Annotated in this window: 23 protein-coding genes; 21 read left to right on the top strand and 2 right to left on the bottom strand. The window is 62.4% G+C overall.

Annotated elements, in window-relative coordinates:
• The first annotated feature begins 262 nt into the window (after window positions 1–262).
• Window positions 263–1,114 carry a hypothetical protein gene (locus NJD74_RS11665; RefSeq protein ID WP_102788974.1) on the top strand — a complete coding sequence of 284 codons (852 nt, stop codon included), beginning with the start codon at window positions 263–265 and terminating at the stop codon, window positions 1,112–1,114.
• 174 nt (window positions 1,115–1,288) lie between these two features.
• On the top strand, window positions 1,289–3,592 hold the full coding sequence (locus NJD74_RS11660) for a TonB-dependent hemoglobin/transferrin/lactoferrin family receptor (RefSeq protein ID WP_019182601.1): 2,304 nt from the start codon (window positions 1,289–1,291) through the stop codon (window positions 3,590–3,592).
• A 139-nt stretch (window positions 3,593–3,731) separates the two neighbouring features.
• Here the strand turns inward: NJD74_RS11660 and NJD74_RS11655 are convergent, their stop codons facing one another.
• A complete protein-coding gene (locus NJD74_RS11655; protein ID WP_070426556.1) occupies window positions 3,732–5,120 on the bottom strand; it encodes a DEAD/DEAH box helicase in 1,389 nt (462 codons plus the stop codon).
• A 444-nt stretch (window positions 5,121–5,564) separates the two neighbouring features.
• Between NJD74_RS11655 and NJD74_RS11650 the strand changes: the two genes are divergently transcribed.
• A complete protein-coding gene (locus NJD74_RS11650) occupies window positions 5,565–6,554 on the top strand; it encodes a fumarylacetoacetate hydrolase family protein (RefSeq protein WP_102788975.1) in 990 nt (329 codons plus the stop codon).
• 20 nt (window positions 6,555–6,574) lie between these two features.
• Window positions 6,575–7,228: a maleylacetoacetate isomerase gene (maiA, locus tag NJD74_RS11645; RefSeq protein WP_019182598.1), complete on the top strand. Its 654-nt coding sequence runs from the start codon at window positions 6,575–6,577 to the stop codon at window positions 7,226–7,228.
• A 95-nt stretch (window positions 7,229–7,323) separates the two neighbouring features.
• Here the strand turns inward: maiA and NJD74_RS11640 are convergent, their stop codons facing one another.
• A complete protein-coding gene (locus tag NJD74_RS11640; RefSeq protein WP_046273783.1) occupies window positions 7,324–8,451 on the bottom strand; it encodes a PilT/PilU family type 4a pilus ATPase in 1,128 nt (375 codons plus the stop codon).
• Window positions 8,452–8,548: 97 nt separating this feature from the next.
• On the opposite strand from NJD74_RS11640, the gene NJD74_RS11635 reads away from it, so the two are divergent.
• The 17 genes from NJD74_RS11635 to NJD74_RS11555 all read left to right on the top strand — a co-directional run bounded on the left by NJD74_RS11635 (window position 8,549) and on the right by NJD74_RS11555 (window position 26,448).
• On the top strand, window positions 8,549–8,932 hold the full coding sequence (locus NJD74_RS11635; RefSeq protein ID WP_167390367.1) for a DUF4398 domain-containing protein: 384 nt from the start codon (window positions 8,549–8,551) through the stop codon (window positions 8,930–8,932).
• Window positions 8,933–8,946: 14 nt separating this feature from the next.
• Window positions 8,947–9,828 carry a hypothetical protein gene (locus NJD74_RS11630; RefSeq protein WP_167390370.1) on the top strand — a complete coding sequence of 294 codons (882 nt, stop codon included), beginning with the start codon at window positions 8,947–8,949 and terminating at the stop codon, window positions 9,826–9,828.
• A 362-nt stretch (window positions 9,829–10,190) separates the two neighbouring features.
• Window positions 10,191–10,409: a YdcH family protein gene (locus tag NJD74_RS11625; protein WP_019182593.1), complete on the top strand. Its 219-nt coding sequence runs from the start codon at window positions 10,191–10,193 to the stop codon at window positions 10,407–10,409.
• 153 nt (window positions 10,410–10,562) lie between these two features.
• Window positions 10,563–11,933: a pyridoxal-phosphate dependent enzyme gene (locus tag NJD74_RS11620; RefSeq protein WP_102788976.1), complete on the top strand. Its 1,371-nt coding sequence runs from the start codon at window positions 10,563–10,565 to the stop codon at window positions 11,931–11,933.
• A 119-nt stretch (window positions 11,934–12,052) separates the two neighbouring features.
• On the top strand, window positions 12,053–13,234 hold the full coding sequence (locus NJD74_RS11615) for a cystathionine gamma-synthase (protein ID WP_102788977.1): 1,182 nt from the start codon (window positions 12,053–12,055) through the stop codon (window positions 13,232–13,234).
• Complete coding sequence (locus NJD74_RS11610; RefSeq protein ID WP_019182590.1) at window positions 13,231–14,091, top strand: ABC transporter permease; 861 nt, start codon at window positions 13,231–13,233, stop codon at window positions 14,089–14,091. Before NJD74_RS11615 ends, NJD74_RS11610 begins: the two co-directional genes overlap by 4 nt.
• A complete protein-coding gene (locus NJD74_RS11605) occupies window positions 14,069–15,517 on the top strand; it encodes an ABC transporter ATP-binding protein (protein WP_237740274.1) in 1,449 nt (482 codons plus the stop codon). The genes NJD74_RS11610 and NJD74_RS11605 overlap by 23 nt, the downstream gene beginning before the upstream one ends.
• Window positions 15,518–15,553: 36 nt before the next feature.
• Window positions 15,554–17,065: a class I SAM-dependent methyltransferase gene (locus NJD74_RS11600; protein ID WP_102788978.1), complete on the top strand. Its 1,512-nt coding sequence runs from the start codon at window positions 15,554–15,556 to the stop codon at window positions 17,063–17,065.
• A 4-nt stretch (window positions 17,066–17,069) separates the two neighbouring features.
• Window positions 17,070–20,438, top strand: coding sequence for a glycoside hydrolase family 99-like domain-containing protein (locus NJD74_RS11595; RefSeq protein ID WP_254427827.1), 3,369 nt, complete (start codon window positions 17,070–17,072; stop codon window positions 20,436–20,438).
• A 4-nt stretch (window positions 20,439–20,442) separates the two neighbouring features.
• Window positions 20,443–21,381 (top strand): NAD-dependent epimerase/dehydratase family protein, encoded by a 939-nt coding sequence (locus tag NJD74_RS11590; protein ID WP_102788980.1) that lies wholly within the window; start codon window positions 20,443–20,445, stop codon window positions 21,379–21,381.
• Between the two features lie 21 nt (window positions 21,382–21,402).
• Window positions 21,403–22,284, top strand: coding sequence for a methyltransferase domain-containing protein (locus NJD74_RS11585; RefSeq protein ID WP_102788981.1), 882 nt, complete (start codon window positions 21,403–21,405; stop codon window positions 22,282–22,284).
• Between the two features lie 246 nt (window positions 22,285–22,530).
• Window positions 22,531–23,091, top strand: coding sequence for a hypothetical protein (locus tag NJD74_RS11580; protein WP_146027605.1), 561 nt, complete (start codon window positions 22,531–22,533; stop codon window positions 23,089–23,091).
• A 62-nt stretch (window positions 23,092–23,153) separates the two neighbouring features.
• Window positions 23,154–23,321 carry a hypothetical protein gene (locus NJD74_RS11575; protein ID WP_157266834.1) on the top strand — a complete coding sequence of 56 codons (168 nt, stop codon included), beginning with the start codon at window positions 23,154–23,156 and terminating at the stop codon, window positions 23,319–23,321.
• A complete protein-coding gene (locus NJD74_RS11570) occupies window positions 23,318–24,625 on the top strand; it encodes a DUF6056 family protein (RefSeq protein WP_146027606.1) in 1,308 nt (435 codons plus the stop codon). Before NJD74_RS11575 ends, NJD74_RS11570 begins: the two co-directional genes overlap by 4 nt.
• 23 nt (window positions 24,626–24,648) lie before the next feature.
• Window positions 24,649–24,993, top strand: a complete 345-nt coding sequence (locus NJD74_RS11565; RefSeq protein ID WP_019182584.1) for a GtrA family protein — start codon at window positions 24,649–24,651, stop codon at window positions 24,991–24,993.
• Window positions 24,990–25,934, top strand: coding sequence for a glycosyltransferase family 2 protein (locus NJD74_RS11560; RefSeq protein WP_019182583.1), 945 nt, complete (start codon window positions 24,990–24,992; stop codon window positions 25,932–25,934). The genes NJD74_RS11565 and NJD74_RS11560 overlap by 4 nt, the downstream gene beginning before the upstream one ends.
• Entirely contained in the window at window positions 25,927–26,448 is a 522-nt protein-coding gene (locus NJD74_RS11555) for a hypothetical protein (protein WP_146027607.1), read from the top strand. The genes NJD74_RS11560 and NJD74_RS11555 overlap by 8 nt, the downstream gene beginning before the upstream one ends.
• Window positions 26,449–26,600: the final 152 nt, after the last annotated feature.

Raw genomic sequence — 26,600 nt, 5'->3', positions numbered from 1 at the left:
CGCTGGCCGGCTCCCGACCACACCCGGGGTGACACGCCGGCCTCCCCCCCTATGTGTCCGACACAGCCGACCAACGTCGGCTGTTTTCGGTTGCTGGACACCATCACACCCCATGTGAAAATTCCGTATTGCGAATCATTCGCAATAAGAATAGGATGGCGCCCGCCGGGATCGCCCGGCTGTTTCCGCGAGAAGCCGCCCACCTGATCGCTGCGCGTCCACGTTGTCGAACCGTAACCGTCCTTTCTCCAGGGGAACCACCATGAAGATCGTCCCGCTCACCGCGGCCCTGCTGGCACTGGTGCTGGCGCCGGCCGCCCATGCACAACCGGCCACCAAGGCCCCCCCTGTGTCCCCGACCGCGGCCGCCTTCCTGGCGCAGTTCGCCACCGAAGGGACCGACAGCGTCAGCTGGGCCCAGTTCGAGGCCTTCCGCAAGCAGCGTTACACCGACACCGACCGCAACCAGGACGGCCACGTTGACGAACAGGAATACGTCGATGAGTACCTGCAGCGCTTCGATGTGCGCCTGGCCGACGCGCGCGCTGGCCACCTGCGCCAGACCGACACCCGTTTCAAGGCACTGGATCGCGACGGAAACGGGGCGATCAGCCGCGCCGAGTACGATGCCGCCGGCGAACGCACCTGGGCCGGCTACGAGACGTCGCAGAACGCCTCGCAGGAGACCGCCGGAGCGTCTTCGCGCGATCCGCTGAAGATGCCGACCTCGCACACCGCCAACGGCATGCTGGAGCTGTACGACCGCAACCAGGATGGCGCGGTGGGTCGCGAAGAGTTCGACGCAGTGCGTGCCGCGGGCTTCGCCGCCACCGATGCCGACGGCAACGGTACGCTGTCGCTGGCCGAATACACCGCCGAGTTCAGCGGCCGCCTGGAGCAGCAGCGCCAGCGTGTCCGTGCCGATGCCGCGCGCCAGGCCCGCGTGCGCTTCGCCTCGCTGGACAACGACACCGATGGCCGCATGACCTTTGCCGAGTACCAGCTCTCGGGCAAGCGCATGTTCGACCGCGCCGACAGCAATGGCGACGGCGTCGTCGATGCACGCGATCCCGAGCCGGTCGCCGGCGCGCATTCGGCCAACGGCAACCGCTAGCGGCCGGGACGTGCCCTGCACGTCGCACGCCTGCACCCACGGATGAACCCGGCGCGCGCCCCCTGCGCGCCCTTGCCCCCCAGCCCCGCTCGATCCACCGATCGCCGCAGCCAGGAACGGCCCGCCGCCACCGCGGCCTCACGCCATTTCCTTCCCCTCCTGCGGAGCTTGATCATGAAGTCGTCCCTCACCCTGCTGGCGCTGGCGGTTGGCGCCAGCCTTTCCGTCACCGTGCATGCTGAAACCGCTGCCGATGCCAGCACGCTCGATACCGTGCGCGTGCAGGCCGAGCGCGCCAAGAAAACCCGTTCGACCAACCAGAACGTCACCGTCCTTACCGCGGCCGATCTCGACAACGAGATGGCCAACACGATGGAAGAAGCGATCCGCTACATCCCCGGTGTCAGCATCGTGGACATGGGCCGCTTCGGCGACAACGGCTTCAATATCCGCGGCCTGGAAAGCGACCGCGTCGCGATCACCGTCGATGGTCTGAGCCTGGGCGAATCGGTGGAAACCGCGCGTTCCTACGAGTTCTTCCGCGGTGGCCGCGGCGATGTGGACATCGATACCCTCAAAAGCCTGGCCGTGATCAAGGGCGCCGACTCGATCAGCGCCGGCAGCGGTGCGCTGGGGGGTGCGGTGGTGTTCACCACCAAGGACCCGGCCGACTACCTCACGCGCACCGGCAACGACACCCACCTGGGCTTCAAGGCGGGTTACTCGGGTGCCAATGACGAAACCATGGGCACGCTGACCTTTGCCAACCGTACCGGCATCGTCGAATCGATGCTGGTCTACACCCGCCGCGAAGGCCATGAATCCGAGTCGTGGTATGACACCACCAACGACCGCATCGGGGTCGGTCGCCGCACACCGGATCCGGTGGACAGCACCCGCGACAACCTGCTGGGCAAGCTCGACCTGCAGCTTGACGAGGCCAACACGCTGGGCTTCCTCTACGAGCGTGGCCGCGCCACCAACGACGTGGACAACCTCTCGCGCGTCTACGCGCCGGGTTACCTGTCGCGCAAAGGCCATGACACCAACGACCGTGACCGCTACGGGGTGAACTACCAGTGGCGCGCTGACAACGCGCTGTTCGATACGCTGGATGCACAGCTGGACCGCCAGGTCACCGACAGCCGTGGCATCACCACCATCGTGGCCGGCAGCGGTTGCCCCGGCGGCACGACGCCATGCCTGCGCAGCGAGAACCGCTCGACCAAGCAGACCCTGGACCGCGCCGCGGCCGACTTCAGCAAGGTCTTCGCCACTGCCGGCGCGCGCCATGACGTGGTCTACGGCCTGGCCTGGCAGCAGCGCGACATCGATTTCACTGCGGTTGATACGCGCTGGAATGCGGCCGGCGCGGTCGCCTCGGTGGAGATCGACCCGCGGCAGGTGCCCAAGACCGACGTGACTGCCTGGAACCTGTACCTGCGCGACAGCGTGCAGCTGCTGGACGAACGGCTGACGCTCAGCGCCGGTGCGCGCTACGACCGTTACGATTACTCACCGCAGGTGGATGCCACTTTCGTGGACCGCACCGGCACCGTGCGCGATGTGAGCTTCGCTTCGCCGAGCTGGCAGCTGGGCGCCGAGTACCGCTTCCTGCCCGATCACGCGCTGTGGGCCCAGGTGGGTCGTGGCTTCCGCGCACCGACCGTGGCGGACATGTATTCGCCGACCAGCGCCACCCAGGTCATCAACGCGCAGAACGGCCAGCCGCTGCTGCTCAACGACACCGTGTCCAACCCGGACCTGGAGGCGGAGAAGAGCCTGAATCTGGAGTTCGGTTACCGCTGGAGCACCGATCACGCGCAGCTGGGCCTGTCGGTGTTCCGCGACCGCTACGAGAACTTCATCGAGTACACCAACCTGGTCCAGTCGGTACCCGGCGGCTTCCGCACCACCGCCACCGGCCCGGTGCTGTATTCGCGCAACTACACGATGCCGACCAACGCGGGCGAAGTGACGGTGAAGGGCGTAGAGCTGGAAGGGCGCTGGCAGATCAGCGACGCCTGGTCCTCGCGCCTGGCGGCCTCCTACAGCGAAGGCGAGAAGCGCAACGGCGACCCGCTGGAGAGCATCGTGCCGGCCAGTGCGGTACTGGGCGTGCGCTACGCGCCGTCGCCGGTGTGGAACCTCACCGCCAGCGTGACCCACGCCGTGGCCAAGAAAGCGAAGGACGCCTACACCACCGACGCCACCGGCAAGGTCATCACGCCCGCCTTCGTCGACAAGGCCGATGGCTACACCGTGCTGGATCTGTACGGCACCTGGAACGTCACCCCGCAGTGGAAGCTCAGCGCCGGTATCTACAACCTGACCAATGAGGAGTACTACCTCTGGCAGCGCGTGCGCAACATCAACAAGGGCACCAACACGCTGTACGGCTACGTCAACGATGAGGGCATCGGCCGCTACAGCGAGCCCGGCCGCAATGCGCGGATCACGGTGGCCTACAGCTTCTGAGTCGGGGCGCCGAGCCACTGCCGGACAGGCGCCAACGACCGGGCCGGTAGTGCCGGCCGCTGGCCGGCTCCCGAGACACACAAAAAAAGGGCGACGCAGATGCGTCGCCCTTTTTGCGTTTCAGCGATGCCCGTAGGAATCAGCTGGCGCGACCGCCGCCGCCACCCTGGCTGCGACCGGCACCGCCACGGCGCTGGCCCTGCGGCTGGCCACCGCGCGGTGCACCGCGACCGGCGCCATCACGCTGGCCGCCACCGGCCTTCTTCGGGCCGGCATGGGCGTGGCGCGGGGCCTCGCTGTGCGGACGACGCGCATGCTTGCGCGGCGAACGATCGCCACCCGGCACTTCGGCCTTGCCCGGCGCACTGTTGCCCCAGCGGATCGGGGTCTGCGGCTCGAAGCCCGGCACGTCGCGGATGTCCATGTCCTTGTCGAGCAGGCGCACGATCTGGCGCAGCAGCTTGGCTTCGTCCTGGGCCACCAGCGAAATCGCCTGGCCGGTCGAACCGTTACGGCCGGTACGGCCGATGCGGTGCACGTAATCCTCGGCCACCATCGGCAGGTCGTAGTTGATGACCTTCGGCAGTTCGTTGATGTCGATACCGCGTGCGGCGATGTCGGTGGCCACCAGCACGGTCACGCGGCCGGCCTTGAAGTCACCCAGGGCACGCAGGCGCTGGCCCTGGCTCTTGTTGCCGTGGATCGCCGCGGTCTTGATGCCGGACTTGTCCAGGAACATCGCCAGCTTGTCGCAGCCATGCTTGGTACGGCCGAACACCAGGGTCTGCTCACGGCTGTCCTGCGCCAGCAGGTGCAGCAGCAGTTCGCGCTTGCGCGCGCCATCGACCGGATGCACGCGGTGGGTGATGGTCTCGGCGACGGTGTTCTTCGGGGTCACCTGGATCTGCGCCGGATCGCGCATGAATTCCAGGGCCAGCTGCTTGATGCTCTCTTCGAAGGTGGCCGAGAACAGCAGGGTCTGGCGGTTCTGGCGCGGCAGCTTGGCGAGGATCTTCTTGATCGACGGCAGGAAGCCCATGTCGAGCATGCGGTCGGCTTCGTCCAGGACCAGGATCTCGATGCCGGACAGGTCGACGCTGCGACGCTCGATGTGATCGATCAGGCGGCCCGGGCAGGCGACCAGCAGGTCCACGCCACGGCGCAGCACGTCGAACTGGTTGCCCATGCCGACGCCGCCGTAGATGCAGGCGCTCGGGATGCGCAGGTACTTGCTGTAGCCCCGCAGGCTGTCATGTACCTGGGTGGCCAGTTCGCGGGTGGGGGCGAGCACCAGTGCACGCGGCTTGCGCGGGCCATTGACGGCCTGCGGGTTGGTACCCAGGTGCTGCAGCAGCGGCAGGCCGAAGGCGGCGGTCTTGCCGGTACCGGTCTGTGCGCCGGCCAGCAGGTCGCGACCTTCCAGGGCGAGCGGGATGGCCTGCTCCTGGATCGGCGTGGGGGTATCGTAGCCCTGCTCGGTCAACGCGCGCAGCAGGAACGGGGCAAGGCCCAAGGATTCAAAAGACATCGGGTGGAAGCTCCAAAGACAAAGTAACGCCAGGCCGAATGGCCGGACGCGAGGCAGATCAATGTGATCGGCTGACTCGGAGCGTTCCCGTGAACCGCGCTGCGAGAATTGGGTGCAGTCGACGCGGTGCGAAGACTGGAATGCATGACGAATGGCGTCGGAGTGGGGGCGGGCGACGGATCGTTGATCCATATCGCCGGCGATCCCGAAGGGAAACGGACGGCCGCTGCAGACCCGGATAGTCTAACGGATGTTTGAGACCCATACCAAACCCCCCTGTTCAGTTTGGGAGGAGGAGGGCGGAACGGTAGAGCCACGCCATGCGGGGCTGCTCCTGCGCGTAGGCAATGCATTACGGTAAGGCGATGCGGCGGTGCAGCTGGTCGGTCCGCCAAGCATTTGATTACACTTGAAACCTATTTTCGCGATCCCGGATATCCACCCATGAAGCTTGGTTCTTTGAAGGAAGGCGGCCGCGACGGCACCCTGATCGTGGTCTCGCGCGATCTGCGCCAGGGCGTGCGCGCCACCGGCATCGCCGCGACCCTGCAGCAGGCCCTGGAAGACTGGAGCCACCTGGCCCCGCGCCTGAATGCCCTGTACGAATCGCTGAACGACGGTGACGCCGACGGCGTGTTCGATATCGACCTGCAGGCGCTGGCTGCGCCGCTGCCGCGTGCCTATGAATTCGTCGATGGCAGCGCCTACCTGCCGCACGTGGCCCGCGTGCGCCGCGCCCGTGGCGCCGAAGTGCCGGAGAGCTTCTATACCGACCCGCTGATGTACCAGGCCACCAGTGCCGGTTTTTACGGCCCGCGCGACGCGGTCAAGGTGATCAGCGAGGTGTACGGCATCGATCTGGAAGCCGAGCTGGTGGTGATCACCGACGACGTGCCGATGGCGGTGACGCCGGAGCAGGCTGCCGGCCATATCCAGCTGATCGGCCTGGTCAACGATGTCTCGCTGCGCAACCTGATCCCGGGCGAGCTGGCCAAGGGCTTCGGTTTCCTGCAGTCCAAGCCGCGCTCGGCGCTGTCACCGGTGTTCGTCACCCCCGATGAGCTGGGTGACGCCTGGCAGGACAGCAAGGTCCACCTGCCGCTGCTCACCCATATCAATGGGGAATGGTTCGGCGCGCCGGAAGCCGGCGTGGACATGCAGTTCAACTTCGCCCAGCTGGTCGCGCACGCCGCCAAGACCCGCCCGCTGGGCGCCGGTGCGATCGTCGGTTCGGGCACCATCGCCAACGAAGACACCAGCAAGGGCGCCTCCTGCTTCGCCGAGCAGCGCACGGTGGAAACCCTGCGCGACGGCAAGCCGAGCACGCCGTTCATGTCCTTCGGCGATGTGGTGCGGATCGAGATGTTCGACGCGGCCGGCGAGAGCATCTTCGGTGCGATCGAACAGCGCATCGAGCAGGCGGCCAAGCCCTGAGCAACGGCCGGGAGACCGCCATGGAACCGATCGAGCTGTTCAGTTACTGGCGCTCCAGCGCAGCCTACCGCGTGCGCATCGGGCTGAATCTCAAGGGCCTGCCGCACCGGATCACCCCGGTGCACCTGGTCCGCGAGGGGGGCGAGCAGCACGGCGCGGCCTATGCCGCGCTCAACCCGCAGGAGCTGGTGCCGACCCTGCGCCATGGCGAGCGCGTGCTGCAGCAGTCGATGGCGATCCTGGAGTATCTGGACGAGGTGTTTCCGGCCCCGCCGTTGCTGCCCGCCGATGCGGAGGGCAGGGCACGGGTGCGTGCGCTGGCGCAGCTGGTGGCCTGCGACATCCACCCGCTCAACAACCTGCGGGTGATGCAGTATCTGGAGCGCACGCTGCAGGCCAGCGCCGAGGCGCGCACCCAGTGGACGCTGCACTGGATGGCGGAGGGGTTCGCGGCGATGGAAACGCTGTTGGCCGGCGATGCCAGGACGGGCACGTTCTGCCAGGGCGACCAGCCCGGCCTGGCCGATGCCTGCCTGGTGCCGCAGCTGTACAACGCGCACCGGTTCGGGCTGGATCTGGCGCCGTACCCGACGCTGCAGCGGATCGAAGCCGCGTGCCTGGCCCTGCCGGCATTCGATGCAGCCAGGCCGGAGCATCAGATCGACGCAGGATGACGGTGGGCATCGACAGATCGACGCGGGGAGACGGGTAGGCATCGACCGTTGGTCGATGCGCCGTGTCAGATGCCCCCACCAACGGTGGGGAACCGCTAGAACCCGTGCGTGATCGCCGGTGCGGAGGCAGCCGAGTAATCCGCGTACGGATCGTGTTCGCTGCCGCCTTCGGACAGCCGGAATTTCAACGCCAGGCCATCGCGCGAGTCGGCCGCGCGCAGCGCCTCCTCCTGCTCGATGATGCCGTTCTTGGCCATCCGGAACAGGCACTGGTCGAAGCTCTCCATGCCTTCTTCCAGCGAGGCCTCCATCGCCGCCTTGATCTCGTGCACCTGGCCGCGGCGCAGCAGGTCGCGGATCATCGGCGTGTTGATCAGCACTTCGGTGGCCGGCAGGCGGCGCCCGTCCTTGCCCTTGACCAGGCGCTGGGAGACGACCGCACGCAGGTTCAGCGAGAGGTTCATCAGCACGTTGCGGTGCGCGCTCTCGGGGAAGAAGTTGAGGATGCGCTCGATGGTCTGGTCGGCGTTGTTGGAGTGCAGGGTGGCCAGGCACAGGTGCCCGGTTTCAGCGAACGCGATGGCCGCCTCCATGGTTTCCGCATCCAGGATCTCGCCGATCAGGATCACGTCGGGCGCTTCACGCATCGCGTTCTTCAACGCGTCGTGGAAGGTGTGCGTGTCCAGCCCGACCTCGCGCTGGTTCACGATCGACATCTTGTGTTTGTGCAGGTACTCGATCGGGTCCTCGATGGTGAGGATGTGCCCGGTCGTGGTGCTGTTGCGGTGGTCGATCATCGAGGCCAGCGAGGTCGACTTGCCCGAGCCGGTCGAGCCGACCACCAGCACCAGCCCGCGCGGGGTCATGATGACGTCCTTCAGGACCTGGGGCAGGTTGAGTTCTTCGATGCTGGGGATCTTGCTGCGGATCGCGCGGATCACCATGCCGACCTCGCCGCGCTGCTTGAACACGTTGACGCGGAAGCGCCCGGCGTCGGGCAGGGCAATGGCCATGTTGAGCTCGAGCTCGCGCTCGAACTGCGGGGCCTGGCCCTCATCCATCAACGAGTAGGCGATCTTCTTGACCATCCCGGGCGGCAGCCCGGTATTGCCCAGCGGATAGAGTTTCCCCTCGATCTTGATGTATACCGGTGCTCCGGTCGTCAAGAACATGTCCGACGCGTTCTTTTCGGTCATCAGCTTCAGGAAATAGCCGATATCCATGCGAAATGTTTCCCCAACAATCAGCGGCTTGCCATTGCAAGCGCACCGCAGGCTTCCGACAATGGCCGCGCACACAACTCTGGCGACGGCACCCCCAATGAAACCTAGCTTCGCACAAATACGACGGGCCCTGTATGTGACGGTGTGCGCATTCGCGCTCTCTGGTGCCGCACAAGCGCAGGATGGCGCCCTGGAGCTGATGCAGGCCCAGCAGGCGGTCGACAAGGCCACCCAGGCCGATGCCGACCAGTACGCCCCGGACCTGATCGCCGTGGCCCGCCAGGGCCTGGAGCAGGCCCAGCGTGCCGCTGGCGACCGCCGCGAGCGCAAGAACGCGCCGATACTGGCCGTTCGCGCCACGGTCGATGCCGACCTGGCCCGCGCCCGCAGCGAAGAAGCCACCGCCACCGCGCAGCTGCAGCTGCGCCGCAATGAAGTCAGCCAGCTGCAGCGCCAGTTGGCCACCGGGGAAGATCGCTGATGATGTCCACCAAGATGCGCATGCCCTGCCTGCTGCTGGCCGCCAGCCTCAGCCTGCCGCTGATGGTCCAGGCCGCCGATGACCCGGCCGTGGCCCAGCTGACCCAGCGTCTGATGGCGATCCAGTCCAACCCGGATGCGGCCCAGCTGGCCGCCTTCGAGCGCTTGCAGGCCCAGCAGGCCGTGGCCGATCTGGCCAAGGCCAAGCGCCGCGACCAGGACCAGGCCCGTTACCTGGCCGAGCGCCGGGTCGAGATCGCCGAGACCAGTGTCCGTGCCGCGCTGGCCCAGCGTGAGGTGGATCAGCTTGAACGCACCCGCAGCGAGCTGCTGATCGAAGCCAGCCGCCGCGATGCCCAGCGTGCCCGCCAGGAAGCCGAGCGCCTGCGCGTGCAGGCCCAGATCCAGGCCGAGGAAAGCGAGCGCCTGCGCCAGGCGGCCGAGCAGGAAGCGCTGGCCCGCCAGGATGCCGAAACCGCGCTGACCAGCGTGGCTGGCAAGCAGACCGCGCGACTGAGCGCCGCCCAGCAGAACGCGGCCAAGCTGGCCCGTGAGGAAGCCGAGCTGGTGGCGGGCAGCAAGCTGCCGGGCTCCAAGTTCGACAGCCGCGGCGAAGTGTTCACCTTCAACGGCGATGCTTTCGCGGCCGGCAAGGGCAGCCTGTCCGGCGGTGCCAAGGGCCAGGCCAAGGCCTTGGCCGAGTACCTGAACATCGGCAAGAAGGGCCGGGTCCGGATCGAGGCGTACGACGCCGCGGCCGGTGTCGGCCAGCAGCGCGCCGAGGCCCTGCGCGATGCGCTCGTGGCGGCTGGTGTCAGTGCCAGCCGGTTGCAGGTCAGCGGCAAGAAGGCCGCCGCGACCAAGGCCCGCTCGGCCGAGGTCATCATCGCGCCCTGATGCCGGACCGGTGCTGCGTCGCGCAGGGGTCATGACGCAACTGGTTGTTTTTGTTTAATTTTCGTTGTTCTGCGCGTTCAGCCTGAACCCCGCTTAGGCGGGGTCGACGATATCGTTTGAAAGGGTTGAACCGGCCCCGAAGCAAGCGTAGGGTCAGTTGTCCGGGTCGCCTTCCGCGTCCCGGACGATAGGAGGGCCGGCAATGCACCAGCGCCACGAATCACAGCAGTCCGAGGTCCAGTCTCTACTGGCCGCCGCTGCGGGTTCGCAGGTCAGGGTTGTCCGGCACTCCGCCCCAAGCAGCGCCCCGTGCCGTCAGGCCGGGGCGTTCTTGTTTCTACAGAAGCGATAGGAGGTTCATCATGTTTGAAGGTCAGCCCCAGAGCGATATCGACGCACGGCGCAAGCAGGATCCTGAATTCAAGGCGCTCTACGAACGGCACCAGAAGTTGAACAAGAAGTGCATGGATGCCGAGCTGGGTGTGCTTCCGATAGACAGCCTCACCCTGGGACAGATGAAGCGTGAAAAGCTGCTGGCCAAGCAGAAACTGGAACGGATGTACGCCTCCCCCGTGCACTGACCCCCCTTGCTGCCCTACGTCGCGGGCGGTTCCGGTCTCCTCGTCGACCGGTGCCGTCCGCGCCGCTTGATGAACGCGGCAACCTGACTTTCGCCGCCAACCGTCGGATAATCACCGGTCCGGCCGCATTGCGGCGCGAATCGATGTGAACCGATGGCAATCCACTCCTCCGTACTCGAACTCATTGGCCAGACCCCGATCGTCAAGGCCCAGCGCCTGGATACCGGTGTCTGCGAGCTTTACCTGAAGCTCGAGAGTGCCAATCCCGGAGGATCGATCAAGGACCGCATCGGCCTGTCGATGATCGAAGCCGCCGAGCAGCGTGGCGACCTCAAGCCGGGCGCGACCCTGGTCGAGGGCACCGCCGGCAACACCGGCCTGGGCCTGGCGCTGGTCGCCCAGCAGAAGGGCTACAAGCTGATCCTGGTCGTGCCGGACAAGATGAGCCGCGAGAAGATCTTCAACCTCAAGGCGATGGGCGCCGAAGTGCGCCTGACCCGTTCGGATGTGGCCAAGGGGCACCCCGAGTACTACCAGGACATGGCCAAGCGCGTGGCCGAGGAAACCCCCGGCGCGTACTTCATCAACCAGTTCGGCAACCCGGACAACCCGGCCGCGCATGAGTTCGGCACCGGCCCGGAAATCCTGGCGCAGATGGACGGCGACCTGGACGCGATCGTGTTCGGCTGTGGCAGCTCCGGCACCATGACCGGCCTGTCGCGCGCCTTCTCCACCCTCTCGCCGAAGACCGAACTGGTCCTGGCCGACCCGGTCGGCTCGATCCTCGCCGAGTACATCAATGACGGCGTGCTCAACGACAAGTCGGGCAGCTGGCTGGTGGAAGGCATCGGCGAGGACTTCCTGCCCTCGATCGCCGATTTCAGCCGCGTCACCAAGGCCTACGCGATCAGCGATGCCGAGAGCTTCCATACCGCGCGCGAGCTGCTGGGCAAGGAAGGCATCCTCGGCGGCTCGTCCACCGGTACCCTGCTGGCCGCGGCGCTGAAGTACTGCAAAGAGCAGACCACCCCGAAGAAGGTGCTGGTGCTGGTCTGCGACACCGGCAACAAGTACCTGTCCAAGATGTACAACGACTACTGGATGCTGGACAACGGCTTCCTGGAGCGTCCGCAGTCCGGCGACCTGCGCGACCTGATCCTGCGCCCGTACGGCCAGCGCGATACCGTGGTGATCGGCCCGAACGATCTGCTGACCACCGCCTACCAGCGCATGAAGCTGTACGACGTGTCGCAGCTGCCGGTGATGGACGGCGACCAGTTGGTCGGCATCGTGGATGAAAGCGACGTCCTGCTGCATGTCTACGGCGACGAAGCCCGCTTCCGCGACCCGGTCGCCACCGCGATGGTCAGCAAGCTGGACCGCCTGGACGTGAAATCCCCGATCGAGGCCCTGCTGCCGGTGTTCGACCGTGGCCAGGTCGCCATCGTCATGGATGGCGCCAACTTCCTCGGCCTGATCACCCGCATCGACCTGCTGAACTACCTGCGCCGGCGCGTACAGTAAGCGTCTGTGTCGCAATGAACCCATGTTTATCCGCGTCAACGGCCGATTAAGCCACCGCTGATAGACTTCCGCTCCTTTTGCGGGGCCCCCCATGGGGGCTCCTCTTGCTGGGAAACAACATGTCCGATCACGCTTCTTCCGGGCACGGCGACCGCTCGCTCGCCCTGGCTACCCTGGCCATCCACGGCGGCCAATCGCCGGATCCGAGCACCGGCGCGGTGATGCCGCCGATCTATGCGACCTCCACCTACGCCCAGTCCAGCCCCGGCGAGCACCAGGGCTTCGAGTACTCGCGTACCCACAATCCCACCCGCTTCGCCTACGAACGTTGCGTGGCCTCCCTGGAAGGCGGTAGCCGCGGTTACGCGTTCGCCTCGGGCATGGCCGCCAGCTCCACGGTGATGGAGCTGCTGGATGCCGGCAGCCACGTGGTGGCGATGGACGATATCTATGGCGGCACCTTCCGCCTGTTCGAGCGCGTGCGTAAGCGCACTGCCGGCCTGCAGTTCAGCTTCGTCGACCTGACCGACCTGGCCGCGTTCGAGGCCTCGATCACCCCGCAGACGAAGATGGTCTGGATCGAGACCCCGACCAACCCGATGCTGAAGATCGTGGACATCGCCGCAGTCGCTGCGATCGCCAAGCGCCACAACCTGCTGGTGGTGGTCGACAACACCTTCGCCTCGCCGATGCTGCAGCGCCCGCTGGAGCAGGGCGCGGATCTGGTCCTGCACTCGGCCACCAAGTACCTCAACGGGCACTCGGACATGGTCGGCGGCATGGTGGTGGTCGGTGACAACGCCGAACTGGCCGAGCAGATGGCCTTCCTGCAGAACTCCATCGGCGCCGTGCAGGGGCCGTTCGACAGCTTCCTGGCCCTGCGTGGCCTGAAGACCCTGCCGCTGCGCATGAAGGCGCACTGCGCCAACGCCCTGGCCCTGGCCCAGTGGCTGGAAAAGCACCCGGCCGTGGAGAAGGTCATCTATCCCGGCCTGACTTCGCACCCGCAACACGAGCTGGCGACCCGCCAGATGAACGGCTACGGCGGCATTGTTTCGATCGTGATCAAGGGCGGTTTCGAGGCGGCCAAGCGTTTCTGCGAGAAGACCGAACTGTTCACCCTGGCCGAGTCGCTGGGGGGCGTGGAAAGCCTGGTCAACCATCCTGCGGTGATGACGCATGCTTCGATTCCGGTGGAACGCCGGGAAAAGCTGGGCATCAGTGATGCGCTGGTGCGGCTGAGCGTGGGCGTGGAAGACCTGGGTGATCTCCAGGTGGATCTGGAAGGGGCGTTGGCGTGAGCAGTGGTCTGGACAAGAACGCGCCGGGACTCGTTCCCTACGCCGCGTCGCGTCGTCGGCCGCTGGCCGGTTTCCTGCGCTCGCCGATCGAGCACCGTCAGCTCATCTTTCGCCTCATCCAGCGTGAGATTGTGGGTCGCTACCGGGGCTCGTTCGCCGGTCTCGCATGGTCGTTCATCACGCCGCTGATCATGCTGGTGCTCTACACCTTCGTTTTCTCAATCGTTTTCAAGGCCAAGTGGAAGGATTTCGACACCAGCGGCGGTTTTGCTCTGATTCTGTTCTCAGGCCTGATCGTGCATGGCGTTGTCGCTGAATGCATCAACCGATCGCCGGTGCTGATCACTGGCAACCCGAACTATGTGAAAAAAGTGGTGTTCCCCCTCGAAGTGTATGCATGGGTGACCCTCGGTTCCGCCGTGTTCCATGCGTTCATCAGCTGGATGGTGCTGACCATCGCGCAGCTTTGCATGGGCGTACCCCTGCCTTGGACGGCGATCCTGTTCCCGCTGGTGATGCTTCCGCTGCTGCTGGGCTGTTTAGGGATTTCATGGTTTCTGGCCGCGATCGGCGTCTATTTCCGCGATGTCGCGCAGATCACCGGCACGCTGGCAACGCTGTTGCTCTTCCTGTCGCCGGTTTTCTATGCGCTTGATTCGATTCCCGCGCATTATCGTCCGCTGATCCAGGCCAATCCACTGACCTGGGTGTTGGAGGCTGCCCGCAAAGTGCTGATGTTTGGAGACATTCCGTCTCCTGCCTATTTTGGTGTAGGCATTTTGATCGGCTTGGTCATGGCCGTAGCCGGCTATGCCTTCTTCCAGAAATCGAGGGATGGATTCGCTGATGTCATCTGATCCAGTCGTACTCAAGGTCGCCGGTGTCTCCAAGCACTATCAGGTCTACGGCTCGCCGCAGGATCGCTTGAAGGAGGCGCTGTTCTCGCGTGCAGCGCGTGCCGTTGGGCGTGACGGAAGGTCCTACAGTCGCCGCTTCAGCGCGCTCCAGGACGTTTCCTTCGAAATCCGCAAGGGTGAAACGGTCGGCATCATCGGCCGGAATGGGTCGGGTAAGTCCACCTTGCTGCAGCTGCTCAGCGGAACACTTTCTCCGTCGGAAGGACAGATTCTGGTGGATGGCCGGGTGGCCCCACTACTTGAGCTTGGTGCCGGTTTCAATCCGGATTTCACCGGGCGCGAGAATGTCTTCTTCAATGGCGCCCTTCTCGGGTTGTCAGACGAGCAGTTGCGCAGCAAGTACGATTCCATCGTGGAATTCGCCGACATCGGGGATTTCATCGATCAGCCGGTCAAGACCTACTCCAGCGGCATGTTCGTCCGCCTCGCTTTTGCGGTCATTGCCCACGTCGACGCGGACATTCTGGTGATTGATGAGGCATTGAGCGTCGGCGATGCCTTCTTCGTCCAGAAATGCATGCGCTTCCTGCGCACGTTCATGCAGAACGGCACTGTCGTGTTTGTATCGCATGACACTGCCGCAGTAATCAACCTGTGCGACCGCGTGGTCTGGCTTTCCCATGGAAAGGTGGTGGCCGACGGCCCACCCAAGGAAGTCACTGCCAAGTATCTTGAAGATCTCTATGCGGTCGAGATGATCAATGCGGGTCCTGCACCGGAGTCGGTTGCTGCAGTTGAGTCGGTCATGGCCGATCCCCTGTCGATGGGTGCTGCGAGCGTTGTCAGTGCTGTCGATGCGAACCATGACGGCATGGCACCCCGGGATTTCCGCCAGGATCTGATCAACGCCAGCGAGCATCGCCACGAGATCCGTGTTTTCGAGTTCAACTCGGACAAGGGATTCGGGCAGGGCGGGGCACAGGTCCAGTCGGCCGCGTTCGTGGATAGCGACGGCAATCCGCTCTCGTGGGTGGTGGGCGGTGAGCCGGTGCGGCTGCAGATTCGTTGTCGTGTCAATCAACCGTTGGTTTCGCCGATCATCGGGTTCGAAGTTTATGACCGGCTTGGGCAGACGTTATTTGCGGACAATACCTTTGTCGCCTCACTGGACGTTCCGCCCGCTGCCGACGCGGGGCAGTTGCTGACGGCGTCATTCGACTTCCGTATGCCGGTCCTTCGCGAGGGGGACTACACAATGAGTGCGGCCATCGCCGATGGCAATCAGGAGCACCATGTCCAGCACCACTGGCTGCATGATGCGCTCGCCTTCCATGTTCATGCGCGTGGCATCTGCCTGGGCCTGTTCGGCGCGCCCATGCAGCGCGTTCGTTTGGTAGTCGAGCAGGAAGATTTCGTTTCCGGGTGATCCGGGCTTAACCGCATTCACGTATCGAGGTGTCCCATGGCAACCCAGGTTGAAGAGCACACAGAGGATCTGGCATTTACCGGCGAACGGTTCATGCCCGAGGTTGCGGGCCAGATCGCATTTGAGCATCTGCACCGGTATCACTTTGCTGCCAGGTTCTGCGCAGGCAAGCAGGTGTTGGACGTGGCCTGCGGTGAGGGCTACGGCAGTCAGATCCTGTCCACGGTGGCGACATCTGTTATCGGCATCGATATTTCTGCCGAAGCCGTCGAGCACGCGTCACTAAGGTACGGTTCGGACCATCTGCGCTTTGTCGAGGCATCGGCCGCATTGTTGCCGCTCGCCGACGACTCGTTGGACGTGGTGGTCAGCTTCGAAACAATCGAGCACCACGATCAGCATGAGGAGATGCTCTCTGAAATCCGGCGGGTGCTGCGGCCCGGTGGATTGATGATCATGTCCAGCCCGAACAAGCAGTATTACTCAATCGAGACGGGCTATTCAAACCCGTACCATGTCAAAGAGCTTTTCCGCCACGAGTTGGTGGAATTGGTCGGGCGCTATTTTCCGCAGCAGGAGGTCTATTCGCAGCGTGTGGTCCATGGGTCGTTGTTGGTGGCAGATGGCGCCGCTGCGTTTGATTCCATCCAAGTCACCGGGCCCGAAACCAGCGAATGGTCTCATGGCCTGAGCCGTCCTCTTTATGACCTGGTCATTGCCAGTGACGGTGCACTGCCGCAGCAGCTGTCCACATTTTTCGAGCTGAAGGTTCACGAGCTCGACGCCGCCACTTTCTACGGGGTGCACCTGCCCGAGCGAGTGCAGCAGGGCGACGTGGAGCTGCTACGTCTGCGTGCGGAGATCACCGCGCTGAAGGGTGAGCTGGAGCAGCACGAGGACCACAAGGCCGCCGTTCTGACGGAGGCCGAGGATGAGCTGCGCCGGACCCGCGAGGCGCACATGGCAGAGATCGAGAGTCTGCGCGACAGCCGCAACGAAGTGCTGTCGTCGTTGTCCGTCCTGGGCTCGCTGGTGGATGATGTGCGCCGCGAGGGTAGCCATGATCGGCTCGTCCAGGAACGTCGGTTTGAGAGCCTGCAAAGCGCCTTCGACCAGAACCGCGCGTTGCTTGCCGAAGCCACCAGCAGCCAATCATCGGACATCGGGCAGTTCCGGTCGCAGTTGGCCGAGGTGCGTCAGCAGCTTTCAGAGGCGATCGCCACCGAGGAGCGCGTCCGCTCGCTTGAGCGCATGTTGGCCGAGTCGCAGGAAATGGTTCTGGGCCACATCACCGCCGCCGGGGCATTGCGCGGTGAATCCGAGACCCTGCGCAATGAGATTTCATCGCTGCGCTCTGACCTGGCAGCTGCAAACGCCCAGCGCGATCTGGCCCAGCGCGACGTTCAGCAGCTGCAGTTGGCGGTCACCGAACAACGCATCATCAGTGAACATCGCGAAAGGGACGTGGAACTGCTCAAGGCATCCCGGAGTTGGCGTTACACTGGGTGGCTGAGGAAATTGTCTGGAAGTGCCAGGAGGCACCTGTAAAACGATGCAAAAGGATCAGAAAGCGGGAAAACTGGGGGCAGCTGCGCGCCGTATTTATATGGCGGTGCCGGGTTGGAATACACGGCTCGCACTGAAGGATTTCCTGTTTCGGAATTTCGGTGTCGTTTTTTCCGGTACCAACGCATACCGTCGTTGGAAGACCTTCGGCGCCGGGCAGGAGTTCGCGGTGGCCACCGGTGGCGCGCAGTCGCCGCCTGCGGCCACGGCCGCGATCGTCGCCGAAACGGTGAAGGTGTCCGCCGTCTCGCGTATCTATGCGGATGGTTTTGATACGGCCTCTGGCGTGCGCGGGCCTGAATACGTTGAATTGCCGACTTCGCTGCAACCGCCGGCCAGCCTCCGATTCAAAACGATCGCCTTCTATCTGCCGCAGTTCCATCCATTCGATGAGAACGATGCGTGGTGGGGTCGTGGTTTTACGGAGTGGACCAACGTCAGCAAGGCCGTACCCCAATTCCAGGGTCATCGCCAGCCGCACCTGCCTGGAGAGCTGGGCTTCTATGACCTGCGCCTGATGGATGTCATGCAGCGTCAGGCTGAGCTGGCCAAGCTCTACGGTGTACACGGCTTTTGTTTCCATCATTACTGGTTCTCCGGCCATCGCCTGATGGAACGTCCGGTTGACCAGTTGCTTGCGCACCCGGAAATCGACCTGCCGTTCTGCATCTGCTGGGCCAATGAGAACTGGACCCGCCGCTGGGATGGGCACGAGAACGACGTGCTCATCGGTCAGAACTACACCGCCGACAATGATATTGCGTTCATCCGGGACGCGATGCCGTACCTGTCCGATGCGCGCTACATCCGCATTGACGGCCGGCCATTGCTGATCATCTACCGTCCATCACTGCTTCCGGATGCGCGCAAGTCGCTGGAGGTGTGGAGGACGTACGCACGCGAGCAGGGTCTGGGCGAGCTGTTCATCGCGATGGTCCAGTTTGACGTGGACGATCCGCGCACCTATGGCTTTGACGCGGCGCTGGAATTTCCGCCGCATAAAGTCGCGCGTGGTCTGTCGAGCATCAACCATACGTTGGAGATCGCCAATCCGCGATATGAAGGTTATGTCGTCGATTATCGCGAGATGGCCGAGCGCTCCAGGACCTGGCCTGATGAAGACTACCCGCTGTTCAAGGGCGTCACTCCTCGATGGGACAACGAGGCCCGCAAGCCGGGTCGTGGCTACACGTTCGCGCATTCCTCGCCCAGCGAGTACCAGCGCTGGCTGGAGTCTGCCGGTGAGTTCGCGCTGGCCAAGCCTGTGCGCGGCGAAAGCGTTGTCTTCATCAACGCCTGGAACGAATGGGCGGAGGGCGCGCACCTTGAGCCGGACCGCCATTATGGCTATGCGTTCCTCCAGGCAACACGCAACGTCACGGCGGGAACGGACCGACCGCGCATCGCGCTGATCTCGCATGACGCGCACCCCCATGGCGCGCAATATCTGGCGCTGAACATGGCCAGGAAGCTGGCGTCCGGTCTTGGTCTGGATGTCCATGTCATCCTGCTCGAGGACGGGCGCCTGCGCGATCAGTTCGCCGAATGCGCAACCGTGCACCTGCTCGGTGACGGTGACCCGCGCATGTTGGCCCAGGAACTGCGCCAGTTGGGTGTGCGCTCGGTACTGGCCAATACCGCGGTCAGTGGGCGGGTCGTCAAGGCGCTCAGTGATGCCGGTCTTCCAGTCGTTTCGTTGATCCATGAGCTTCCCGGGGTCATCAAGAGCTACGGTCTGGAACCGGCATTGGCCGATATCTCGAGCGTGGCCCGCCGCATCGTGGTGGCCTCCGACGCGGTAAGGGACGGATTGCAGCCGTTCCTTGACGAAGCGGGCAATTCGAAGGTCGTCAAACTGCCGCAGGGCTTGTTTGCTGCCAACCGGCATCGCGGCCGCCGCGATCGGAGCGCGGCCAGGTTGGCGATACGCCAGCGGCTGGGGCTCAAGCCTGCCGACCGTCTGGTGCTCTCGGTGGGCTACGCCGACGCACGCAAGGGTGTGGATCTGCTTGCAGAGGCCGTTGCCAGCGCATTTTCGCAGCGCCCCGATGTTCATGTTGTCTGGGTGGGACATCGCGAAGAAGCGGCGTGCGAGGCAGCCGAGAAGGTGCTGCGTCGTCATGGCATGCTGGAGCGGTTCCACTTCGCGGGCCTGGATTTCGACACGGACGACTATTACGCGGGCGCCGATGTCTATGCACTGGCATCAAGGGAAGATCCGTTCCCCTCCGTCGTGCTGGAAGCGTTGTCTGTCGAGTTGCCGGTGGTGGCGTTCGCTGGAACCGGCGGTGGCGCCGACCTCGTTGCGCAGCACCAGGCGGGACTCGTGGTGCCTCCCCTGGATGCAACTGCCTATGGTGCCGCGCTCGCGCGTCTGATGGACGATCCGGGCCTGCGCTCCACCACAGGCGCGGCCGGTCGTCGCCTTGTCAATGCCGAGTTCTCTTTCCGCAGTTACCTGCTCGACCTGCTCGATCTGGCTGGGCACCGGATTCCCCGCGTTTCGGTCATCGTCCCCAACTACAACTATGCCCATTACCTCGAAGAGCGTCTGGCCTCGGTGTATGGGCAGGACTTCCCGCTGTATGAGGTGATCATCCTCGACGATGCTTCCTCCGATGGCAGCATGGAAGAGCTCGAGCGTCTGTGGCCCCAGCTTGATCCCGAGCCGCGGCTTGAGGCGTCGACTGATAACAGCGGCTCGGTGTTCCGGCAGTGGATGAAGGGCGTGAGCCTGGCCCGGGGCGAGTACGTCTGGATCGCAGAGGCCGATGACCTCTCCAAACCCGGTTTCCTGCGTTCGCTGGTTGACCTGCTGGAATCCAATCCGCGCTCGGTACTCGCCTACTCCCAGTCCGAGCAGATCGATGAATTTGCGGAAGTCATGGCGGGCGACTACCTGGAGTACACCAACGATCTTTCCCGGGACCGCTGGCGGGCCAGCTACTCCGCGATGGGCGCCGAAGAGGTCGAGGCTGGCCTGGCGGTGAAGAACACGCTGCCCAACGTCAGTGCTGTTCTGTTCCGTCGGGAGCCGCTGTTGCAGGTCATGCAGTCGCATATCGAGGAAATCACCCAGTATCGGATTGCCGGTGACTGGCTGGTCTACCTGTTGCTGCTGCGTGAGGGGGGCCTGAGCTTCAATGCCGAGTCGCTCAACCAGCACCGCCGGCATGGCAATAGCGTGACCTTGGGCTCCAAGGCGCAAGGGCATCTGGACGAGATTCGCAGCCTGCATGCCCACGCACAGCGTTTGTTCCCCCTCAGTGCCGCCACCCGTGCAGCGGCGGCGAGCTACGAAGACAAGCTGCGCACCCATTTCGGGCTGCGCAACGCCCCGGTGGATGCGGAGTAATGCCATGAGCGTGCTGGTTATCGGCGGTAATGGTTTCATCGGTTCGCGACTGGTGAGCGCGCTGCGTTCACGTGGGGATGAGGTGGTCGTGCTGGATCGATATCCGGCGCGGCCCGACATGGACTGGAGCGGGGTTACCTATCACGTCGGCAATTTCCATGATGCAGCGGCACTCGATCAGGTGCTGTCCGGTGTCGACGCCGTCTACCACCTGGCCAGCTGCACGGTTCCCAGTACGGCCGATGCCGATCCACTGGCGGACATCCAGGGCAACTTGGCCGGTACGCATCATCTGCTTGCCGCGATGCGGAGCCGCGGGATCCGTCGGTTCTGCTATTTCTCATCGGGGGGCACGGTGTATGGGAATCCGGACGTCGTGCCGGTGCCGGAAACCCATCCGCTGCGTCCCATTTCGTCGTATGGGATCGTCAAGGTTGCAATCGAGCACTACCTGGCGGTGTTTGAACGCCAGGGCTGGCTGGATCCTGTGGTCATCCGCCCTTCCAACCCGTATGGCCCTGGTCAGGCCACTGGCGGCATCCAGGGGGCAGTGGCTGTGTTCCTGGGAAAGGCACTCGCCGGCGAAGGGGTCCAGATCTGGGGGGGTGGGGAGACCATTCGTGACTACATCTTCATTGATGACCTGATCGACCTCACGCTGCGCGCGTGTGATTCAGGACGCAATGCGGTGTTCAATGCCGGGTCGGGCAAGGGCATCAGTCTCAACGAGCTGTGCGCCTGTATCCGGCAGGTGACTGGTAGTGAACTGCCGGCAGCGTACCAAGATGGACGCGCCTTCGACGTGCGTGAGGTTGTCCTCGACGTCACTCTGGCCTGCAGAGAGCTCGGGTGGACACCTCATACTGACATCCATGCCGGCATTCAACGGACTTGGCGGGCGATGAAGGCTCATGAGGCTCACCAAGCCGGAATGGATGGATGAGCCCCTCTCAGGGAGATCGCCATGTATCCGCAATCGACGTGGTTCGACACCGTTGACGCACTGACGGATGCCGTTGCAGATTCACTTGGAACGATGCGGGTAATCGACGCCGGAATCGCCGCAGGCGCTGCCATTGACGGCTACTGTGTGCATTGCGAGCGCGTTTGCCTGCTCCAGGTGAACGGCGGCGCGTTGTTCGGGGAAGATGTCAATCTTCGAGAGGGATTGGTGTGCCAGTCCTGCGGGCTGAACTCCCGGTCGCGCCAGCTGTACCTTGCGGCCCGCAGAGCGTTCCCGCACGGTAGCCGCCTTGCGCTGTTGGAGGCCTTTTCACCGCTTGCGCGCTACGCCGAGGCGGCGTGGCCGGGAATCCAGCTGTCCGAGTTCCATGATTCCTCTGCACGCAGTGGACAGACTTACGAATTCCCCGACAACGAGGGCGGCCATCGCCGGGCCTTCCATCAGGACATGCAGCGTATGTCCTTCGCCGACCAGTCGCTTGATGGCATCCTGCACAACGACGTGCTGGAGCACGTGCCCGATGCGCTGGCAGGCCTCCAGGAATGCCATCGGGTGCTGGTCGACGGGGGCACTGCCCTGTTCACCATGCCATGGTTCCCTTGGCTCCCTTCGACGCTTGTCAGGGGGCGTCTGGATGAGCAGGGCGCCTTGCTGGAACTGCTCCCCACGGAACTCCATGGTGACGGGCTACGGCCCGAAGGCATCTACACGTTCTACAACTTTGGTGCCGATTTCGCCGATCTTCTGGGCCGGGCCGGATTCTCCAAGATCGCGTTCGGGTGTTGTTATGACCCCTTCGCAGGATTCGTAACAAACAACTACCGTTATGGGGACGACTTCCTTATGCTACCCACGGTCATCCGCGCAACAAAGGCTGCCTGAGCCTGTTTCGGGGGTGCGGTCAGGCCGGGAGCTGATGGTTGCGATATCACGCCCAACTGAAGCGCAAGGTTTATGTCGCACCCGTGGATCAATGTGGCCGGAGTGAGCTTCACGGTGCAGTGAGTAAGTATTTGTATCGGACGGGTTTTGTATGAAGCTGATCTTTCCATGTTCCTCAAGTCGGCTTCAGCGAAGCGTGCGTCCAAGCCAGAACCCTGATTTATCAAACATCTCGAGAATAATTCGATGAAAAGAAAAATTTCTTACCCGGGCATCGTCACAAGTGTGCTGTGTCTCTCTCTCTCTTTGGTCGGCTGTAGCAATGAGACGCAAGTCGAGAACGCACCACAATCGGTAGCCGACGCGTCGCCTGCGCCCGCAGCGAAGCCTTCCATCGGCCAAGCGCCCGTAGAGTTCAATGAAGCCCAGCGACAAGTTACTCGCGCTTCATTCAATAATTGTAATTTGGAGGCGCTGGATAGCACTGCATTTGCAAGTGAGCCTGATTACACTCCCGCTGATAAGAACAGCGTGGTTCTCGGTGGGTGGCTCGGGAGAAATGGCGGGGCCGGTGTGCCAGCCGAGCCAAATCTACTGTTGATGCTCAACGAGCGTGTATGGAGTCTTCCGATTTCCTACAACGTTGACCGACCTGATGTCGCCGCGCACACTGGTGATGCTGAATTGCTGCATTCTGGTTTCAGCATTAGCGTTGACGTATCTTCGCTGCCGAACGGCGTATATCGCGTGCTCCTGGCGGACGGTGCCAATTCTTACTGCGATAACGGGCGTCGTCTCAAAATCTGACGCTTTCTATTCAGCCACCCATTGCAGCTGCAATGGGCGGTAATTTCAGGCAGGACCTTTGAATGAAGATTGCAAACACCCGCGGCGCGCCATTCGGTGGAACTTTGGAGGCGGCTGTTTCAGTCATTGCGTTGGATTGTCGGATGAAGGCACTACCTGCGTTGCATGATGAATTCGGATGCGACCCGTTTTCGACGGTCCAGTCAATTCATGGCTTGGAAGAGCAGTGAACACGACCGCTCGAGCCATAGATGTTTCCCTGCCGATCGTTGCGCTCTTTGTCGCCGTTGTTGGTGTGGTGGTATACATCGCCACTGCAATGGTCGCGCCTCTGAATGGTGAGGACTTTGCGCTGACCCGAGAGATGCTCGGGGCGAGTGCTTACGATAGGCTGCACTGGATGGGTGAGCGCTCATTTGTCCAAATAACACAGTGGAATGCCCGTTTGGGTGAGCAGCTTGCGATTTTTTGGCTGAGTGTTCCAAGGATTTACTATGTATTTGCGTCAATCCTGTCATTTGTAATCTACGCTGGACTTGTCGGAATTTGGTCTCGTGATGAAGGACAGTCGAGTTCGTTCAGTCGATCTGTGATCTACGCACTTGCGCTGATATGGTTGTTTTGGCCTAGCTATGAGGTGTTTTTCTGGATAACAGCGCAGAGCGCCTACTTCCAGCCGATGATTCTTGTGGTAATTCTGCTTCTTATGTACAGGACGCCGAATGCGATAGATGGTCTGAAACAGTCAGGACTTAAATTCGTATCGGCGCTGTGCCTTGCCGCGCTGGTTGGCGTTTCATTTGAGAATGTACCGCCTGCCCTCGGTGCTTCACTTGGGCTCGTGTTGCTCTTGCGTGGTCGTCAATATTGGACATTCAGGACGATGCTCCCGATTGTAGCGCTCGCCATCACTTGGGCTTCACTGATGCTCGCGCCATCTACTGGAATTCGACGCGCAGCATACGCCCTTATGTATCCTGGCGATCCCAGTGTCATGCATTACGCAATGCGCGCGAAAAATGTAGCCGCCCAGTTGTTTGGGACAAGTGGATACTTGATATTGGCCGCGTTGGCTTCAAGTGTGTATCTGTGGCGCGTCCATCAGTGGAGGCAGCAAGTTGTGCTGGGCTGGTCAGTCTCAGTTCTGACCGTCGCAACAGTCGTGGCCGCGCCATATACAGAGCCCCGTGCTTTCATTGTGCCGTGGGCACTGTGGTTCATGTTTGTAATCGCTGCCGCTGTAAGGCTCGACATTCGTCCTGCAGCGCGCACAGTGTTGGCGCTGCTATCTATCTCGAGCCTGTGGTTTCCGTTTCAGGCGCATATGGCGTATGTGGATTTCGCCCGCAGTCTCGACGAGCGGGATGCATACATACGCATTATCGGGCGAACTGATCGCTGCAACAGTGGAATAGTCGTTGGTCACACTGATCGTCAGTACCCATACAAGTATCTAAATAATCGAGAGCAATGGTATGTCGCCAATCCGGCGTACGTAAGCGGGTACTATCGTTGCAGAGTAACGGTGCAATGACTTGCAGGTCGATTAAAGAGTTGATGCGGTATGCCGTGACCGGCGGATTGAACACGCTTATTCATTGGAGTGTGTTCGGGTTGATGCTGCTGGTCGGAAGCTCTCAGGCGCTGGCGAATCTCGTTGCATTCGTTGTTGCAGTCACGTTTTCATTCTTTATCAATGCTAGGTGGACGTTCCGCGTTAAACCCAGTCTAAGCAGATACTTAACGATGGTTGTTTCCATGGGTGCTCTCAGTTATGTGGTGGGTAGGCTGGCGGATCATATTGGCTTGCACCCTGTCTTGACATTGATCTCATTTTCTGTATTTAGTTTGGCGGCAGGGTTTCTGGTCGCCAGGTTCGTGGTGTTTAGGGAGGTCCGTTGAAAATTAGCCTTGTCGTGCCCGTCTTCAATGAGGAGGAGGCCGCCCCCATATTTCATAGAGAGTTGCAGGCGATTCCGGGTTTGGAGGCGCATAGTTTAGAGATCATCTTCGTCAATGATGGCAGTCGAGATCAGACCGAAGCTGTGATCGCTGATCTTGCAATCCGTGACCCGCGGATTATTTTGATAAACTTCTCAAGAAACTTTGGAAAGGAGCCTGCACTCCTTGCTGGTATAGAGGCTGCGACTGGCGACGTTGTGATTCCAATGGATGTGGATTTGCAAGATCCATTGGAGCTGCTGCCTGCAATGATCGAGAAGTATGAGAGTGGAGCCCAAGTTGTTTTGGCGCGCCGGGTTGATCGCGGAAATGACGGGTTCTTGAAACGAAATAGCGCCAGTTACTTCTATCGCATCATTAACGCAATCTCTGACAGCCCGGTGGAAGCTAATGTCGGCGATTTCCGTCTTATGTCGCGGCCTGTTGTGGATGCGATCAAGCGCCTCCCCGAGAACCGGCTTTTCATGAAGGGATTGCTTAGTTGGGTGGGCTTCCGAACAGAAATAGTGGACTATTCACGCCCTGCAAGATCGGTTGGCGTGTCGAAGTTCAATGGCTGGAAACTCTGGAACTTCGCGCTTGAAGGAATCACGTCTTTCAGTAGTGCGCCGTTACGCGTCTGGACTTATATTGGCAGCACCATTGGTGCGTTTTCCATTATTTACGCGGTTTGGATCGTCATGGTCAAGGTGATCTACGGAAACCCCGTTCCAGGCTACTCATCTCTGTTCGCCGCTATTCTCTTCCTGGGAGCGGTTCAGCTGATAGGTATCGGAGTGCTAGGAGAGTACATAGGGCGCATCTACTCAGAGGTTAAGCGTCGTCCGCGCTACATCGTACGCAGTCGCTTCACGAGCAACTCGGAGAACTTAGGTGAGTAATCGATTGCGATTTTCGTTGATGGCAATGGTGGTGAGTTGCGCCGCCGCAGTTTCCGCATGCGCCGAGCGCGTTCCCGAAGCCACTGTTCCTGCCGCGCTGGTGGGGGCCGGTGGAATGACTGACCCCTCTCCCTCAGCCGCGTTGTTAGAGGATTGCAACGTAGAGAGGGTGGATGGGCGTCCAGCGTCGGTCGGTGAAAGAAGTTCGTCGCGTCGAATTCTGATTGAAGGCTGGGTTGCGGGCAGCTTAAATGTCTCTGGCGAGCTCGTAGGGAAGCCTTCAGTCAGGCTCGTGCGCATTCAAGGCAGTGAGCCTGTTGAAGAGATCGAGTTCCCTGCGCAGGCTGTGGCTGGGCGGGATGATGTAGCTCAAGCACTTGGAAAACCAGGTCTAGCAAGGGCCGGCTTTCAAGTGAATGCGGATATCTCCAATTTGGCACCTGGCCGTTACACTGTTGCGCCAAAGCGCGGTGCATTCACCTGCGCCAATGTATTCGAGCTGCAAAAATCCTGATGCCCGCACGCGCAAGTAACTGCAAAGGTTGCATTGAATAGTCACGCAACTGCGTCAGGTGCAATCTTTTCCCGGCGAAGTCGTTTATAGAGATTTTGTCCTGGCACTTCTATGTACCGGTATGTAAGCCCGGCTACCAGTATCACGCAAGC

The sequence above is a fragment of the Stenotrophomonas sp. RG-453 genome (assembly GCF_033843685.1).
GTDB lineage: Bacteria > Pseudomonadota > Gammaproteobacteria > Xanthomonadales > Xanthomonadaceae > Stenotrophomonas > Stenotrophomonas bentonitica_A.
This window is presented reverse-complemented; position numbering and strand designations above follow the sequence as displayed.

What these genes read in the sequence shown, in the direction of transcription:
- NJD74_RS11655 (WP_070426556.1), bottom strand. Translation starts at nt 5,120, where the DNA reads ATGTCTTTTGAATCCTTGGGCCTTGCCCCGTTCCTGCTGCGCGCGTTG.
- NJD74_RS11595 (WP_254427827.1), top strand. Translation starts at nt 17,070, where the DNA reads ATGCAAAAGGATCAGAAAGCGGGAAAACTGGGGGCAGCTGCGCGCCGT.
- NJD74_RS11615 (WP_102788977.1), top strand. Translation starts at nt 12,053, where the DNA reads ATGTCCGATCACGCTTCTTCCGGGCACGGCGACCGCTCGCTCGCCCTG.
- maiA (WP_019182598.1), top strand. Translation starts at nt 6,575, where the DNA reads ATGGAACCGATCGAGCTGTTCAGTTACTGGCGCTCCAGCGCAGCCTAC.
- NJD74_RS11585 (WP_102788981.1), top strand. Translation starts at nt 21,403, where the DNA reads ATGTATCCGCAATCGACGTGGTTCGACACCGTTGACGCACTGACGGAT.
- NJD74_RS11590 (WP_102788980.1), top strand. Translation starts at nt 20,443, where the DNA reads ATGAGCGTGCTGGTTATCGGCGGTAATGGTTTCATCGGTTCGCGACTG.
- NJD74_RS11665 (WP_102788974.1), top strand. Translation starts at nt 263, where the DNA reads ATGAAGATCGTCCCGCTCACCGCGGCCCTGCTGGCACTGGTGCTGGCG.
- NJD74_RS11625 (WP_019182593.1), top strand. Translation starts at nt 10,191, where the DNA reads ATGTTTGAAGGTCAGCCCCAGAGCGATATCGACGCACGGCGCAAGCAG.
- NJD74_RS11620 (WP_102788976.1), top strand. Translation starts at nt 10,563, where the DNA reads ATGGCAATCCACTCCTCCGTACTCGAACTCATTGGCCAGACCCCGATC.
- NJD74_RS11565 (WP_019182584.1), top strand. Translation starts at nt 24,649, where the DNA reads ATGCGGTATGCCGTGACCGGCGGATTGAACACGCTTATTCATTGGAGT.
- NJD74_RS11640 (WP_046273783.1), bottom strand. Translation starts at nt 8,451, where the DNA reads ATGGATATCGGCTATTTCCTGAAGCTGATGACCGAAAAGAACGCGTCG.
- NJD74_RS11630 (WP_167390370.1), top strand. Translation starts at nt 8,947, where the DNA reads ATGCGCATGCCCTGCCTGCTGCTGGCCGCCAGCCTCAGCCTGCCGCTG.
- NJD74_RS11660 (WP_019182601.1), top strand. Translation starts at nt 1,289, where the DNA reads ATGAAGTCGTCCCTCACCCTGCTGGCGCTGGCGGTTGGCGCCAGCCTT.
- NJD74_RS11605 (WP_237740274.1), top strand. Translation starts at nt 14,069, where the DNA reads ATGGATTCGCTGATGTCATCTGATCCAGTCGTACTCAAGGTCGCCGGT.
- NJD74_RS11600 (WP_102788978.1), top strand. Translation starts at nt 15,554, where the DNA reads ATGGCAACCCAGGTTGAAGAGCACACAGAGGATCTGGCATTTACCGGC.
- NJD74_RS11635 (WP_167390367.1), top strand. Translation starts at nt 8,549, where the DNA reads ATGAAACCTAGCTTCGCACAAATACGACGGGCCCTGTATGTGACGGTG.
- NJD74_RS11580 (WP_146027605.1), top strand. Translation starts at nt 22,531, where the DNA reads ATGAAAAGAAAAATTTCTTACCCGGGCATCGTCACAAGTGTGCTGTGT.
- NJD74_RS11575 (WP_157266834.1), top strand. Translation starts at nt 23,154, where the DNA reads ATGAAGATTGCAAACACCCGCGGCGCGCCATTCGGTGGAACTTTGGAG.
- NJD74_RS11650 (WP_102788975.1), top strand. Translation starts at nt 5,565, where the DNA reads ATGAAGCTTGGTTCTTTGAAGGAAGGCGGCCGCGACGGCACCCTGATC.